Source organism: Psychromicrobium lacuslunae, assembly GCF_000950575.1.
In the GTDB taxonomy this organism is placed as follows: Bacteria; Actinomycetota; Actinomycetes; order Actinomycetales; family Micrococcaceae; genus Renibacterium; species Renibacterium lacuslunae.
Genome location: NZ_CP011005.1, coordinates 2,305,103 through 2,319,936, shown reverse-complemented (window position 1 = coordinate 2,319,936; position 14,834 = coordinate 2,305,103). Strand labels below are relative to the sequence as shown.

Here is a 14,834-nt window from a genome sequence, read left to right as displayed (position 1 = left end):
GTTGAACTACCTTCTCGGTTAGGCGATTTTTGGGTAGCAAGAGCTTTTCAATGATTGCTGAAAACTCTCTGGTAATTAACGGTGGGTTATCTGGACGCAAGGCTGCCCCCGGTCACGAGGACCGGACGCAGCCTTGCAGAACAGAATTTAGCGATCTTTCAAATGGGTGATGGTGTTGAACAGCTGAGGCTTAATCCGAGTGCCACTATTACCGTTTTCGTCGGCGCCATAGGCGTGAATGGCAATAGCCTGCCCTGCCGAGGTGTATACCGGGGCGCCACTCTGGCCGCCGATGGTGTCGGCCGGGTACCAGACCTTGGTCTTGGTGACGGTGGCGACCTTCTTGCTATCCGACCACATCGTGCTCTCGGGCATGTCTCCGGGGTAGCCGGTGACCGAAATGCGAGTCTTCAGCAAGGAAGCATCGCTGGCCACCTTGTAGCCAAACCAGCCGGTCTGATCTCCCACCCGGCAGTTGAGCTTGACCACGGCCCAGTCATACTCCCAATCCTGGGAGTCCAAGTACTTCTTATCCGTCCAGATTTGCGAGGCCTGGCAGGAGCCGAAAGGTGCGGTCTGGCCGTTCTTCGCTGGCCAGGCGTTAAAGTCGGCGGTGTATTCAGAGCCATTCCAGACGCAGTGCCCGGCGGTGACCAAGGTATCCGCCGAAACCATCCAGCCGGTGCAACCCGAAAGCGATCCACCGCCTAATTTCACCACGGCACGGTAAGGACTCTTTGTGGTGTCGAGCACCTGCTTACGGGTATCGACGCCAATGACTGACTCGGCCCCGGGAAAGCGTGCCGGGGTGCTGTTGTAGCCAACCGATTTGGTGAGTCCCTTAGCGTCCAGAGGGTTATCAGCATCGGCGACGCCATTGACCACCTCAACCCCGACCGGAGTGGTGACTAGCGCCGGATCAACTGCTTTGCTTGCGGCGCTTGCTACGCCACCGCTCAGAACGAGCGCGGTAAGCGCCAGAATCGCGCCTCCCGCTGCACTGATGGACCTTGCACGCATAGTTGAAAAGCCTTCCTTTTAGGGCATCCTCAGGTGAGAGTTCCCTGAGCATTTCAACGAATCCTCAAAGAAGGCTGATAGTTGGCTGCGCTTTAGCTGGTAGTTTCCACGATTTCCCGAGCGTTGAGTGCAGCGGCCACGAAGGCGTAGTCCCAGGCCCGGGTTTTCCAGCCCTCATAACGTCCGGAAGCCCCGCCGTGGCCGCCGTCCATTTCGATCTTGAGCACGATAGGCTCGCTGCCGGTGGAGACCTCCCTGAGCACTTGCACCCATTTTGCTGGCTCAACATAGAGCACTCGGGTGTCGTTGAGGCTGGTCACCGCCGCAATCTTGGGGTATTTCACCGGCCTGACGTTCTGATAAGGGGTGTACTCCTTCATGTATTGGTAGACCTCGGGGTCGGTGATCGGATTGCCCCACTCCTCCCACTCCAGGGCGGAAAGCGGCAAGTCGGGGTCGAGGATGGTGGTCAGGGCATCCACAAAGGGTACCTGGGCAACTACTGCTGCATACTTTTCCGGAGCCAGGTTCAGGATCGCCCCCATCAGCAGACCGCCGGCCGAGCCGCCTATCGCAGCGATTCGTTGTGGATCGGCCCAGCCTGAAGAGGCCAGCCAGTCGGTGGCGGCAACGAAGTCGGTGAAGGTGTTCTTCTTCTGGAGCTTCTTGCCATTGTCATACCAGGAGCGGCCCAGCTCACCACCGCCACGGACATGTGCGATGACAAAAACAATGCCGCGATCCAGCAGTGAAATCCGTGGAATCGCGAAGCCCGGGTCCATGCTCACCTCATAGCTGCCATAGCCGTAGATCACCGCGGGGTTCTCGGCATTTCGGGGCAGGTCGGCGCGACGGATCACTGAGAGCGGCACTTTGGCGCCATCCGGGGCGATGGCCCACTCGCGCTCCGCAACATAATCGGCGGCAGAATAACCACCGAGCACCGGGGTTTCCTTGCGCAAGATCAGCTCACCGCTGGAGAGCACATAGTCGTAAACCCGCGGCGGGGTGGTAAAAGAGCTGTAGTTGAGCCGGATTTGAGGTGCATTGAACTCTGCGAGCGATAATTCAACCGTGCAGAGCGCCTCATCGAAAGAGGGCTCGGTGATCGGGGCGGCGAGGTCGCTTAGCGGCAGCAGTTGAATTTTCTCAACGGTGTCTTGGCGTACCGAGATGATGGCGTGGCTCGCGGTCACCGCGGTGCCGTTGACTCGGGTGGTCTCGCGGTGTGGAACCACTGTGCGCCAGTCTTGCTCTTCAAAAGGCTTGGCTAGCTCGGAGACCTTGACTAGGGAGACCATCGAATTGAGCGCATTGTGGTCGTGGGTGATCAATAACTGCGGTTGGTTATCGACCAGCACCGGGTCAACGTCGTAGAGCACTCGCGCTTCTCGGGAGAGCACGAGCTGCAGGCCTGCCGCGCGGTCATTGAAGTCGAGCAAATGTGCTTCGCTGTACTCGGCGCAGCTGACGCTGATCACCAATTGCTCGCGATCGGCGGACAGTCCGAAACTGGTCCAGAGGCCTAAGTCATCTTCCTGGAAGATCACCACGTCTTGTTCTGCCTCGGTGCCCAGTTTGTGCGATTTGATCTGATAAGGCCGCCAAGAATCGTCCACGACAGTGTAGAAGAGTTCGCTGCCGTCCGGTGAGAAGGCGATGCCGTAGAAGATATTGCTGATCTGATCGCTGAGCAGCTCTCCGGTTTCCAGATCCTTGATTCGCAGCGTGAACCGTTCGTCACCGGCATTGTCTACCGCGTAGGCAAGCAGGCGGTGATCCCTGGTGAGGGCCTGTCCGCCGAGGCTGAAGAACGGTTTCCCCTCGGCTTCGACATTGCCGTCCAGTAAAATTTGTTCGGCCTCAATCGGCTCACCGGCGACTATGGCTGGCGGGGTCCAGTCGGCTTTGAGGTCGCCGGTGTTGGCGGCGGCGAGGCGGCAGTGAATAGCGTATTGCTTGCCTTCCTCCATCCGGGTGTAATACCACCAGTCGTCCCGGCGGTAGGGCACTGAAAGGTCGGTCTCCTGGGTGCGGTTTTTGATCTCGTCGAAGATGGCATCGCGTAGCGGCTGCTGATCAGCGGTGATCTCATCGGTGTAAAGCTGCTCGGCTTGGAGATGAGCCAAGACCTCGGGGTTTTCCTTCTCCCGGAGCCATTCATAGTTGTCAACAAAGACATCGCCGTGATGTTCGCGGGCAGTGGGGAGCTTCTTCGCAACCGGGGGAGTAGTCATAGCGATCACCTTATCGAATTGTTGCTCCTGCTGCGGCAGACGGACGGGAGGGGGCTGTTGCGATTCGCTTCTCTCGCCAGATATACTGAACGAACGGTCAGTAATTCCGGTGGATGGAGTGGCAATGGTGCAAAATCTCAGCGCGGTCGGCGAGCAGAGCGAGGATATCGCCGGCTTGGCCGCCTTCGAGGCAATCCTGGCCGAGGACTCTCGGATTGAGCCGCGAGACTGGATGCCGGAGGCTTATCGTAAGACCTTGGTCCGGCAAATCTCCCAGCACGCGCACTCCGAAATCATCGGTATGCAACCCGAAGCTAACTGGATATCGCGAGCGCCCAGTCTGAAGCGCAAAGCGATCCTGATGGCCAAGGTGCAGGACGAAGCCGGGCACGGCCTTTACTTATATTCGGCCGCCGAAACCCTCGGGACGCCGCGCACTAAGCTCACCGAGGACCTGATCGCAGGCAAGGCGCGTTACTCTTCGATCTTCAATTACCCGACCCGCAGCTGGGCCGACGTCGGAGCTATCGGCTGGTTGGTGGACGGCGCGGCAATCTGCAATCAGGTTCCGCTCTGCCGAGCCTCGTATGGCCCGTATGGCCGCGCTATGGTGAGGATTTGCAAGGAAGAATCATTCCACCAACGCCAAGGCTTCGAAATCCTGCTGGAACTCTCGCAGGGTACCCCCGCGCAAAAACAGATGGCTCAGGACGCCGTCAACCGCTGGTATGCGCCAGCCCTGATGATGTTCGGTCCTCCCGATGATGATTCGCCCAATTCGAAGCAGTCAATGGCGTGGAATATAAAGCGTTTCTCCAATGACGAACTCCGCCAGCGATTCGTCGGCATGATGGTTGAGCAGGTGAAGGTGCTTGGCCTGACTCTGCCGGATGATCAGATCCGTTTCGACGAGGAAACCGGCAAGTGGCAGCACGGTTCCTTGGACTGGAATGAGTTCAAAGAGGTGCTCGCTGGCCGAGGCGCCTGCAATTCCCAGCGGCTGGAACGTCGACGCGAAGCGCATCAGGATGGTGCTTGGGTGCGCGAGGCAGCGGCTGCCTACGCACTCCGGGAGCAGAGAGTTGAGGTGGCCTAGATGGTTGAACAGCCCGGCAGCGCGGTATCGGCGGAGAGCCAGCCTTGGCCGCTGTGGGAGGTTTTCGTGCGTTCTTCACGCGGCCTGTCTCATGTGCACGCGGGTTCTTTACATGCCCCGGACGCCTCAATGGCCTTGCGTAACGCTAGGGATCTCTACACCCGGCGAAATGAAGGTGTCTCGGTCTGGGTTTGCCCGGCGGATGCCATCTCAAGCTCAGACCCTGACTCCAAGGGGGCATTTTTCGAATCGCCGCAAGGCAAGGACTATCGGCACGCCACGTACTACACCAAGAGCGAAGGGGTGAAACACCTCTAATGCTTACCGATCAGCAGCGAGCGACTTTCACGCTGAGGAAGCCCCAATGAGCGGAGAATCAGCGACCAGGATTACCCCCGGGAATGCCCTGCGGCCCGAAGATATTGTGCTCGCGGTGCAGCAGCCAGAGCATAAGCCCAGCCCCGACATCGCCGAGTATGCACTGCGCCTCGGCGACGATGGCCTGATCCTGGCGCAGCGGCTTGGCTGGTGGATCTCTCGAGCCCCGGAACTAGAAGAGGACGTTGCGCTCGGTAATATTGCCCTCGATCAGCTGGGGCACGCTCGTTCTTTCCTGAGCTACGCGGCGGCGGCCTTCCAGCGTGCCGACGGCTCGGCTCAGACTGAGGATGATCTGGCCTATTGGCGTGGCGAAGAAGAGTTCCGTTGCGTTCAGCTAGTCGAGCAACCCAATGGAGACTTTGCCCGAACCATTGCGCGGCAGTTGGTCATCTCGGTATATCAGTTCGAGCTCTATCAGCGCCTGCAAAACAGCAGCGATCCGACCCTCGCGGCGATTGCGGCCAAGGCGGTTAAAGAGGTGGATTATCACCGGGATCACGCCAGTCAGTGGGTGCTTAGACTCGCCTTGGGTACCGCCGAGTCACGCCGCCGGATGATTGACGGCTTGAAGCTGACCTGGCCTTATCTTGAGGAGCTTTTCGATCAGGACGAACTGTTCGACCGGCTGGGGGACGCGGCGGTCGAACCATCGTCATTGCGCGAGAACTTTGACGCTTTCATTTCTGCACTCTTAGCAGAAGCGGAACTGGAGGTTCCTGAACTACCACGGGCCAGCGGCGGAGGACGTCGCGGCGAGCACAGCGAACACCTCGGTTATTTGCTCGCCGAGATGCAAGTGCTGGCTCGGCAGCACCCCGGGGCTAGTTGGTAGGCGCAGTGATGGAAACGCTCAAGCAAGGGATGCCCGGACAGGAAGCGCTCTGGCAGATTGCTGCCCGGGTGACCGATCCCGAGATTCCGGTGCTCAGCATTGCCGAACTGGGTATTTTGCGTGCTGTCGAAGGCTCGAATGACGGTGTTAAAGTCACCATCACGCCGACCTATTCCGGTTGCCCAGCAATGGCAGCCATCCGTGATGATTTACTCGCGGAATTTGCTCAACAAGGTTTGAAAGCCGAGGTTGAACTGGTGCTTTCACCGGCCTGGACCACCGATTGGATGACGGAAACCGGTAAGGCAAAGCTTGCCGACTATGGCATTGCGCCGCCCACTGGGCGCGCTGCCGTCGGTAGTCAAAGCACTCCGGTTCGACTGAGCTTGGCGGTGAAGTGCCCGCTCTGCAATTCGCTGAACACTCGTGAACTGACCCGCTTCGGCTCGACTTCCTGCAAAGCACTCTACAAATGCCAGGACTGCCTGGAACCCTTCGACTACTTCAAGGTGCACTAAATGGTAGTGACACGTAAGCCCTCGAATCGGCGGGCGAGCTTTCATTCGCTGACCGTAAAAGAGGTACGGCGACTCACCGCCGACGCTATCGAGGTGAGTTTTGTGGTGCCAGTTGAGCTCGCTGGCCAGTTCGACTACCTTCCCGGTCAATATGTTGCCTTGCGCACCAAACTGCCCGACGCAGAGGGGGAACTGAAAGAGCTGCGTCGCAGCTATTCAATCTGCGCGGTACCGCGCGCTTTTGACGACGGCAGCAGCGAGATCCGGGTGGCCATTAAGAAAGACTTAGGCGGTCTCTTCTCCACCTGGGCCAACGCTGAATTGCAAGCTGGCGAGACCCTGGAGGTGATGAGTCCGATGGGGGCTTTCACCTCTCGGCACCATAATGTGCTGACCGATTTGAACCATCCCGAGGAGCTGGCCGCCGCCTCAACGGCCGGTGGCTGCTTCGTCGCGATCGCCGCCGGATCTGGGATCACCCCGGTGATAGCGATTGCCCGGACCCTGCTGGCTGCTCATCCGGCCACCAGATTCGACCTGGTGTACGCCAATAAATCGGCGATGGATGTGATGTTCCTTGAGGAACTAGCTGATCTCAAAGATCAGTATCCGGCGCGTTTCGCATTACACCACGTGCTCTCCCGGGAGCAGCGGATTGCCCCTGTGCTGAGCGGCCGGATCGATGCCGAGAAACTTAGCCTGCTGCTCGGCACCGTGCTGCCACTGGATCAGGTTGACGAGTGGTTCCTGTGCGGTCCATTTGAGCTGGTCCAGCTATGCCGGGACACCCTGCAAGAACGCGGGGTTTCAGCGGAGAAGGTGCGCTTCGAACTGTTCACCACCGGCAAACCGGATCAGCCACAAGCGCAGTACGGTCGGCCGGTAAAGCCCCAGGAAGCCGATCAGAACTTTGAGATCACCTTCACCCTGGACGGCCTGACCGGTGCGGTGGAAAGCCCCACACACGCGCGGGAGAGCATCCTGAATGCCGCGCTGCGAGTTCGCCCCGATGTCCCCTTTGCCTGCGCCGGAGGTGTGTGCGGCACCTGCCGGGCCAAGGTGGTCAGCGGCACGGTGCAGATGGAAGAGAACTATGCTCTGGAGCAGGATGAACTGGACAAAGGCTATGTGCTGACGTGTCAGTCCCATCCGACCTCGGAAAAAGTTACAGTCGACTACGATGTCTAGACTTTCGTTCACGCCTTCACACGGTTACTTGAATGCGGCAGACAAATAATTCAGCACACGGATGAGGAGCAGCATCAATGATTGAGTTGAGCATAAGCGACGGCATTGCCGAGGTGGTGCTAAACGCTCCGCATAAGCTCAATGCACTGGACGGGCAGGCGCTGAGCGACCTCAAAGAGGCGGTGGATCAGGCAGCCGAGCAGGCGAACCGGGGCGAGGTGCGTGCGCTGCTGCTGCGAGGCGCCGGCCGGGCATTCTGTGCGGGTCGTGATCTGGCCGGTGTAGACATCCATAATGACGATGCGCTTGGCTTCCTGGAAGGGAAAATTGTGCCCGCTATGCGCGCCGTTATGGACTTTCCAGCGCCGAGCTTCGTGGCAGCGCAGGGCGCCTCCTTGGGCGCCGGTTTAGGTTTACTGATTGCTGCCGATGTTGTCTACTTGGCGGAGAACGCCAAAATTGGCTCGCCCTTTGCCAACCTCGGCATGGTTTTAGATTCGGGCGGGCACTGGCTGTTCACTGAACGGTTAGGCACTCACCGCACCTTGGACTTGATTTACACCGCCGATCTAATCTCCGGGGCCGAGGCGGTGCGAGCCGGGCTTTTCAGTCGGACCTTCCCGGCAGAGACCCTGCTGGAAGAAACCCGGAACATCGTCAGCCGGGTAGCGAACGGTCCGATCAATGCCTTCCAGGACGGCAAAAAGCTAGTCACCGCAATTCGGGACCAGCGACTCGGCTTCTGGGAAGCCCTCGATCTGGAAAACAAGACCCAGGGCGCCATTGTCAGCACCGAGAATTACAAGGAAGGCATCACCGCTTTTGTGGAAAAGCGCCCGCCGGTCTTTAAGAACTAACCCTGCTGGCTGGTCGAGAAAACCCCAGGGGAGCCGGTTGAGGACGCGGAGGGATTAGCCCAAGCCGAGGTCGAAATAGCACTGCTGCTCATCTCGGCGCAGCTCCCTAAAACCAGCCCCGAGTAACACTCGCTGCGAAGGGATGTTGTCCACGTCGGTGACTGCCTGCACCAGTTGAACGCCGTACTGCCGGGCAATGTCCAGCAATTCCGCGACCGCCCCTGCGGCATAGCCTCGGCGTCGCGCCGAGGGCACGATGCCGTAACCGATCGTCACCCTTGCTTCTTCGTCCGGCGGGCCGAAGAAGCCTATTCCGCCTACTGCGCGGCCCCGCTCGTCATGCACCGAGTAGAGTCCAAAAGCTTGATGATGATCGCTCAGCGCTGGACTCGCCAGGAAGAAGCGCAATGCATCCAGCTCGTCGGCCAGTGGATAGTCCTCGGCCCACCGGTCTGAGGCATCCGGTTGAGCGGTATAGATTCGCTCGGCCCGCGCGCGCGAGATGCGCCGCAGAGTTATTACTGGCACTCAGCTCCCAGTGGTGTAGATATTATCGAGCACACCGTGCCAGCCATCAGCGCCGGCGGGGGTCGAAGCCTTACAGGCGATGCTGGCGACCAGCACCGTTTTATTGACCGGCATGGCCCGCACCACGTACTGATGGCGGACTTTTACTCCGCTGCTATTGGTGTATGTGAAAGCCTTTTGATAGAACTCGAGTTGCGGGCCGCCAAGTTTATTCATGCTGACGGTCGCCCGGCTGTGCATCGAGATAGTGGCTAGATCAGGGTACTTATCCTTGAGCGAACCCTGCATCGTGACGGACTGGTAAATCGAGATCAGTAAATCGGAATTCTTACTAGTAGCGCCGAGGGCATTGGACTTCACCGCAGAGCTAGCCAGCGAGAGGCGGCAACCATCGGCATTGACATAGAGCGAGCCACTCGTCGCCGAGGTATCGGCTTTCCAACCTGCCGGTACCTGATCTGACCAGCTCGCACTGTTTAGATACGGAGCCGCGGAGGTCAGGCCGACCGCGCCGTTGGCGCCGAGCCCGCTGCTTGGTATTTGGCTAGGGGTCACACCGACGGGCGTCGGGCTAGACGAGGCCGTCGAGCTCTGCTGAGCCGGGCTGTTAGTCTGCTGCTGGGGTGCGGTTGGGCTGGGCGCTGAAACCGGGGTTTGCGGCATATTGATGGCGACTAACGCAATGACAACCGCGATCACTCCGAGCAGCGGGACACCAAGCACGAACCAACCCCAGAGCGGAAAATTCTTCTTCGGCGGGTTCGGCGGAAAACCGCCGCCTTGATACTGTCCACCGCCGTACTGCTGACCCTGATACTGCTGATAGTTCTGCTCCGAGTAATTACCCGAGCCATATGATTGCCCATAGGGTTGGGAACCTTGTTCCGGATATGCCGGCGGAGTGGGCACACCGTATTCGGGGTTAGTGCCGCCGGGCAGCGGGATCGGCGGTGGAACCTTGACCGGTTTTCCCTGTGGATAGCCACCTTGGGGACCGGGATAGGGGCCCTGCGGAGGATAGTTGGAATTACTCATGATCGGCCTCTCCCCAAGTGCGAATGAGCTAGTTAGGAAATCATATCGTTTTATTTCGCGGCGGAGAAGCGTTTTGGCTGAAATATTAGCGGGTATCGACGTCCTCAAAAATGAGGTAAGTCTGGGTGTCCAGCACGCCAGGCATGGACTGAATTTGATCGAAGATCACTCGACGCAGATCCACATTATCCCGGGCGCGCACCAGCAGCATGACATCAAAATTGCCGCCGAGTAGCGCGATGTGTTGCACTTCCGGCAGGGCACTGAGCAAAGCCTTCAGCTCGCGCCAGTCGTGTTGCCGGACCTTCATGCTGACATAGGCGCTTGAACGCAGCCCGGCCTTGAGTGGGTCAAGTACGGCAGTGAACCGAGTGATCACCTTCTCGCTGGTGAGCCGGGCGATCCGGGAATAGGCGTGGGCCCTGGAAATATGTACCCGCTCGGCGAGAGTGGTCACGCTGGCTCGGGCGTCGTGCTGCAATTCAGTGATAATCGCCCGGTCAATTTCATCAAGCTCAGACATTTGTCTCCAAAACCGAAGGTAAGCTAGGTCACATTTACGTTTCGTCTCCTAGATTATTCATTTTATAGCTAATCGTCCATAAAAATAGCGATTTGGTCATACGAAAGAGTCCGTAGAGGGAGAATAGATGAACAGAATGTCCTGATAACGAAGTCGAGGAGCCGGTATGAGTTCTAGCACCGACCGGGCGGAGACGGTGATGCTTCCGTCCACCACCCCCGTCACCCTGATCGCGGCCGACGGCAGCCTCGCCGAACATCATGACGTCTTCAAGGACAACTATTCCTTGCCCGATCAAAGCCTGCTGCTTCGCGGCTATGCCGAGATGGTGAAGGGGCGTCGAATTAACGACCAAGCGGGGGCATTGGTCCGCCAGGGACGGATGGCGGTTTACCCCTCCTCGCACGGCCAGGAAGCCTGTCAAGTGGCCGCTGCGATCTGCCTAGCAGAGCAGGACTGGCTGTTCCCCACTTATCGGGATTCAGTCGCGGTGATGAGCAAGGGAGTGCCACCGGTTCAGGTGCTCGAGTTATTGCGGGGTTCCTGGCACGGCGGATACAACCCCTACGACCACCGAGTTGCTACTCAGGCCACCCCCCTCGCCACTCAGCTCTTGCATGCGGTAGGGCTGGCCCACGCAGCCAAGCTGAAGGGCGAGGACACCGTAGTGCTCGCGCTCTGTGGTGATGGTGCGAGCAGTGAGGGCGATTTTCATGAGGCACTGAACTTCGCTGCGGTCTTCCACTTACCGGTCATTTTCCTGATTCAGAACAATGGCTTCGCCATTTCGGTGCCGCTCTCCCAGCAAACGGTGGCACCCTCGCTGGCTCACAAAGCGATCGGCTACGGCATGCCGGGGGAGCGAGTCGATGGCAATGACCTGGCTGCCTTGCTTGCGGTTTTGCAGAAGCTGGTGCGGCGAGCGCGTGACGGCGGAGGCCCGGCGCTCGTTGAAGCGCATACCTATCGGATGCTCGCGCACACCAACGCCGACGATGCCAGTCGCTACCGGAGTGAAGAAGAGGTGGCGCAGTGGCTGCCCAAGGATCCATTGCTCCGCTTGCAGCGTTATCTGAGCGCCGAAGGGGTGCTGAATGCGGCACTGGAGCGGGATTTCGCCGACCAGGCCGAGCGAGTAGCAGCTGAGATGCGTGAGGGGCTGAACGCCGAGGTGGAGGTCGACCCTCTCGATTTGTTCAGGTTCGTCTACGCCGAACCCACCCCGCAGCTTCGCGAGCAGTCCGAAATGCTAGCCGAGGAACTTCAGCGAGCAGCCCAGAACGATACCCAGGAGGGACTGAAATGACGGCGGTTTCAGAACGTCCCAACCCTACCGAGCAAAAACCCGGTTCGGTGACCTTTGCCAAGGCACTCAATCGGGCGCTTGCCGATGCCATGCAAGCCGATCCAGCGGTGCTGATGTTCGGTGAAGATGTCGGTACCCTCGGCGGTGTCTTCCGGATCACCGATGGCTTGACCGCGCGGTTCGGCGAGGACCGCTGCTTCGACACTCCCTTGGCGGAATCTGGCATCATGGGACTTGCGGTGGGGATGGCTATGAACGGCATGCGTCCCGTGGTGGAGATGCAGTTCGATGCCTTCGCCTACCCGGCTTTTGAGCAAGTGGTTTCACATGTGGCAAAGATGGCTAATCGGACCCGCGGAGCGGTGCGGTTGCCGATCGTGATCCGGATTCCCTACGCTGGCGGGATTGGCGGTGTCGAGCATCACTGTGACTCCTCAGAGGCTTATTACGCCCACACGCCGGGGCTTACCGTGCTGGCTCCGGCCACGGTAGCTGACGCCTACACGATGCTGCGGGACGCGATTGAATCGCCTGATCCAGTGGTCTTCCTGGAACCGAAGAAACTCTACTTTGCTAAGGAAGCGGTTGACCTTGATGGGCTCGCCCAGGCCCGCCCTGCCTCGGGCATTGGCCGTGCCGTGATTGCCCGTCAGGGCACCGATGCGACACTGATCAGCTATGGGCCATCAGTTGCCACCGCGCTCGCCGCGGCCGAGATCGCCGCCTCGGAAGGGCGCTCCTTGCAAGTGGTAGATCTGCGTTCGCTGGTGCCCTTTGATGATGAGACGGTTTGCCAAGCGGTGCGTTCCACTGGCCGTGCTGTGGTGATCGCTGAGGCGCCGGGCTTTGCCTCGGTAGCTTCGGAGATTGTTGCGCGAGTGCAGGAACGCTGCTTTCATTCATTGGCTGCGCCGGTGCGCAGGGTGACAGGTTTTGATATTCCCTTCCCAGCGCCAAAGCTTGAGCGGTATCAGCTGCCGAGCGTTGACCGGATCCTTGACGTGGTTGACGAGTTGCAGTGGGAGGACTCCTAATGGCTGAAGTGCAGGACTCCCGGGTCTTCCTCTTACCCGATCTAGGGGAGGGGTTGACCGAAGCCGAGTTGGTGCGTTGGCTGGTCGCCGAAGGTGAGGAAATCTCGGTGGATCAGCCGGTTGCCGAGGTGGAGACAGCGAAGTCGCTGGTGGAGGTACCCACTCCCTTCGCCGGGGTGGTGGCCCGGTTGCATGGCGCGGCCGGTGAGCTCATGGACGTCGGTAAGCCCTTTCTCACGGTGCGCACCGGAGAATCAGCGCCGGTCGCTGACCCGTCGTCGGTGACGGTCGAGCCGACCGCGCCGGATCATCACGAGGGGTATCGCGAAGAAGAGCGCGCCGGAAGCGGAAATGTGTTGATCGGCTACGGTACCTCCGCTGAGGGTCGAACAGGCCGAAGTCGTCCAGCTAAGCGTTCTCAGACGGCTCAGTCATCCGGGCCTGCTCAGAAAATGCAGCCTTCGGCTGCGGCTATCGCGACCTCTTCAACTGTTGAGGTCAGCGGCGGCCCAATTCAGGCCCCGCTGGTGATTTCGCCCTTGGTGCGAAAGCTGGCTCGAGACCTCGGTATCTCGCTGGCAACGATTGCGGGTTCGGGACCGGGTGGTCTAATTCTTCGTGCGGATGTGCTCGGCCAGCGGGACGCGGTCGCGCAATCCGGCGGCGAGGTTGATGTAACAACTGGTGAGCAAGAGATCGATGGGCGTTCCGGGCTAGCAGTGCTTTCTCGTACACCGCTGACCGGGGTGCGCCGAACCATCGCCAATGCGATGACCCGCAGTCGCAGCGAAATTCCTGAGGCGACGGTCTGGGTTGATGTCGATGCTACCGCGTTGCTTGAACTGCGCAGCGATCTCAAGCGTCGAGATCCGGAAGGTACGCCGAGTCTATTGGCGTTTATCGCTCGGTTTGTGTTGGCTGGTCTGGCTCGATTCCCTGAGTTGAACAGCAGGATCGTGACCGATCAGGCACAGAATCAGCAGATTCTCAGCGTCTCTGGAGTCAACCTAGGCTTCGCGGCGCAGACCGAACGAGGTTTGCTGGTGCCCGCGATCCGAGCCGCTGAACGGCTGAATGCTCGTCAGCTGGACACCGAGATCGCTCGGTTGACCGCCCTGGCGCGGGCTGGCAAAGCAACTGCCGAGGAACTCAGCAGCGGTACTTTTACTTTGAATAACTATGGAGTTTTCGGGGTTGATGGCTCGGCCGCGATCATTAATTATCCGGAAGCCGCAATCCTCGGGGTCGGCCGAATCATCGATAAACCCTGGGTGGTTAATGGAGCGTTGGCGGTGCGTAAAATGACCGAACTAACTTTGGTGTTCGATCATCGAGTGTGTGATGGCGGCAGCGCCGGTGGGTTCTTGCGTTTCGTTGCCGATGCGATGGAGAATCCGGCCGCTTTGCTCGCCGAACTCTAGCCCTGCCTAACGTCCGGTCAAGCATTGGTGAGGCAGAATAGTGCCATGGCATCGTGGCGTGAATTAGGTCCGGGTAACTATGCGTTGGTTACCGCGGGCGAGTTGTTGAACAGCGGCTTGGTGGTGGGGCAGGAACGCGCCCTGGTGATCGATACGGGCTGTGGTCCTCGGCAGGCCAAGCAGATCCTCAGCGCCGTCCGCGAGATCACCGAGTTGCCACTGATCGTCGCCAATACTCACGCGCATTACGACCATTTCTTTGGCAACGCGGTTTTTGCCGATGCTGGCGTGAGCGAGTTCTGGGCTCATCAGAATGCTGCCCGGCAGATCGCTGAGGGCGGCGATTGGCAGCATCGTCAGGTGAATTCGGAGACTGAACCCGAAATGGCGGCGCGTCAGGGTGCGGAAACTCGAATCGTGGTGCCCAACGCCCTGGTTGGTGAGCAGCCCGTGCTGCTTGACCTCGGCGGTGTCACAGCCACCTTGTTTTACCTCGGTCGCGGTCATACCGATGGGGATTTGTTGATCGGCACCTCAAGCACGGTTTTCGCCGGGGATCTGGTGGAGCAGGGCTCACATCCTTCCTTTGAAGACGCCTATCCGATCGAATGGGCCGAATCCCTGCGTCAGCTTTCTGCGCTGCGCAATCGCTATGAATTCTTGGTGCCGGGTCACGGCCAGCCAGTCAATGATGAATTCGTCAAAACCATGTCGGGCACCATGCTGACCGCTGTTCGGATGGCTCAGGAGGCGATGCGGGAGACCCCGCACGACGCTACCAAGTCCATACCGATCCTGCCCTATGGACCGGAGCAATCACGCTGGTTTATTTCGCGGCTCAAGCAGACCGCCTGAGCC

Annotated in this window: 15 protein-coding genes; 10 read left to right on the top strand and 5 right to left on the bottom strand. The window is 59.4% G+C overall.

The genetic code is table 11. The features are described from left to right. Positions 1–147: 147 nt before the first annotated feature. Both UM93_RS10910 and UM93_RS10905 read right to left on the bottom strand, forming a co-directional pair. Positions 148–1,020, bottom strand: a complete 873-nt coding sequence (locus UM93_RS10910) for a trypsin-like serine peptidase (RefSeq protein WP_052663748.1) — start codon at positions 1,018–1,020, stop codon at positions 148–150. A 92-nt stretch (positions 1,021–1,112) separates the two neighbouring features. After that, on the bottom strand, positions 1,113–3,257 hold the full coding sequence (locus UM93_RS10905; RefSeq protein WP_045075546.1) for a S9 family peptidase: 2,145 nt from the start codon (positions 3,255–3,257) through the stop codon (positions 1,113–1,115). A gap of 124 nt (positions 3,258–3,381) precedes the next feature. On the opposite strand from UM93_RS10905, the gene paaA reads away from it, so the two are divergent. The 6 genes from paaA to UM93_RS10875 all read left to right on the top strand — a co-directional run bounded on the left by paaA (position 3,382) and on the right by UM93_RS10875 (position 8,129). Further along, positions 3,382–4,353, top strand: a complete 972-nt coding sequence (gene paaA, locus UM93_RS10900) for a 1,2-phenylacetyl-CoA epoxidase subunit PaaA (protein WP_045075545.1) — start codon at positions 3,382–3,384, stop codon at positions 4,351–4,353. Beyond that, on the top strand, positions 4,354–4,671 hold the full coding sequence (paaB, locus tag UM93_RS17695) for a 1,2-phenylacetyl-CoA epoxidase subunit PaaB (protein ID WP_045075543.1): 318 nt from the start codon (positions 4,354–4,356) through the stop codon (positions 4,669–4,671). A 46-nt stretch (positions 4,672–4,717) separates the two neighbouring features. After that, entirely contained in the window at positions 4,718–5,566 is an 849-nt protein-coding gene (paaC, locus tag UM93_RS10890; RefSeq protein ID WP_045075542.1) for a 1,2-phenylacetyl-CoA epoxidase subunit PaaC, read from the top strand. Positions 5,567–5,574: 8 nt separating this feature from the next. Then, positions 5,575–6,084, top strand: coding sequence for a 1,2-phenylacetyl-CoA epoxidase subunit PaaD (gene paaD, locus UM93_RS10885; protein WP_045075541.1), 510 nt, complete (start codon positions 5,575–5,577; stop codon positions 6,082–6,084). Continuing rightward, the gene (paaE, locus tag UM93_RS10880; protein ID WP_045075540.1) at positions 6,085–7,272 is read left to right on the top strand and encodes a 1,2-phenylacetyl-CoA epoxidase subunit PaaE; all 1,188 of its coding nucleotides are present in this window, start codon (positions 6,085–6,087) and stop codon (positions 7,270–7,272) included. Between the two features lie 77 nt (positions 7,273–7,349). Beyond that, the gene (locus UM93_RS10875) at positions 7,350–8,129 is read left to right on the top strand and encodes an enoyl-CoA hydratase/isomerase family protein (RefSeq protein WP_045075539.1); all 780 of its coding nucleotides are present in this window, start codon (positions 7,350–7,352) and stop codon (positions 8,127–8,129) included. Positions 8,130–8,183: 54 nt separating this feature from the next. On the opposite strand, the gene UM93_RS10870 is transcribed toward UM93_RS10875, so the two are convergent. The 3 genes from UM93_RS10870 to UM93_RS10860 all read right to left on the bottom strand — a co-directional run bounded on the left by UM93_RS10870 (position 8,184) and on the right by UM93_RS10860 (position 10,215). Beyond that, positions 8,184–8,657 (bottom strand): GNAT family N-acetyltransferase, encoded by a 474-nt coding sequence (locus tag UM93_RS10870; RefSeq protein ID WP_052663747.1) that lies wholly within the window; start codon positions 8,655–8,657, stop codon positions 8,184–8,186. Further along, positions 8,658–9,692 carry a hypothetical protein gene (locus UM93_RS10865; RefSeq protein WP_045075538.1) on the bottom strand — a complete coding sequence of 345 codons (1,035 nt, stop codon included), beginning with the start codon at positions 9,690–9,692 and terminating at the stop codon, positions 8,658–8,660. A gap of 85 nt (positions 9,693–9,777) precedes the next feature. Further along, positions 9,778–10,215: an Lrp/AsnC family transcriptional regulator gene (locus tag UM93_RS10860; RefSeq protein WP_045075537.1), complete on the bottom strand. Its 438-nt coding sequence runs from the start codon at positions 10,213–10,215 to the stop codon at positions 9,778–9,780. Positions 10,216–10,381: 166 nt separating this feature from the next. On the opposite strand from UM93_RS10860, the gene UM93_RS10855 reads away from it, so the two are divergent. The 4 genes from UM93_RS10855 to UM93_RS10840 are packed head-to-tail and all read left to right on the top strand — an operon-like array spanning position 10,382 to position 14,831. Further along, positions 10,382–11,521 (top strand): thiamine pyrophosphate-dependent dehydrogenase E1 component subunit alpha, encoded by a 1,140-nt coding sequence (locus UM93_RS10855; RefSeq protein WP_045075536.1) that lies wholly within the window; start codon positions 10,382–10,384, stop codon positions 11,519–11,521. Further along, positions 11,518–12,555: an alpha-ketoacid dehydrogenase subunit beta gene (locus tag UM93_RS10850; protein WP_045075535.1), complete on the top strand. Its 1,038-nt coding sequence runs from the start codon at positions 11,518–11,520 to the stop codon at positions 12,553–12,555. The genes UM93_RS10855 and UM93_RS10850 overlap by 4 nt, the downstream gene beginning before the upstream one ends. Then, entirely contained in the window at positions 12,555–13,976 is a 1,422-nt protein-coding gene (locus tag UM93_RS10845; protein ID WP_045075534.1) for a dihydrolipoamide acetyltransferase family protein, read from the top strand. Before UM93_RS10850 ends, UM93_RS10845 begins: the two co-directional genes overlap by 1 nt. Before the next feature lie 45 nt (positions 13,977–14,021). Then, entirely contained in the window at positions 14,022–14,831 is an 810-nt protein-coding gene (locus tag UM93_RS10840; RefSeq protein WP_045075533.1) for an MBL fold metallo-hydrolase, read from the top strand. Positions 14,832–14,834: the final 3 nt, after the last annotated feature.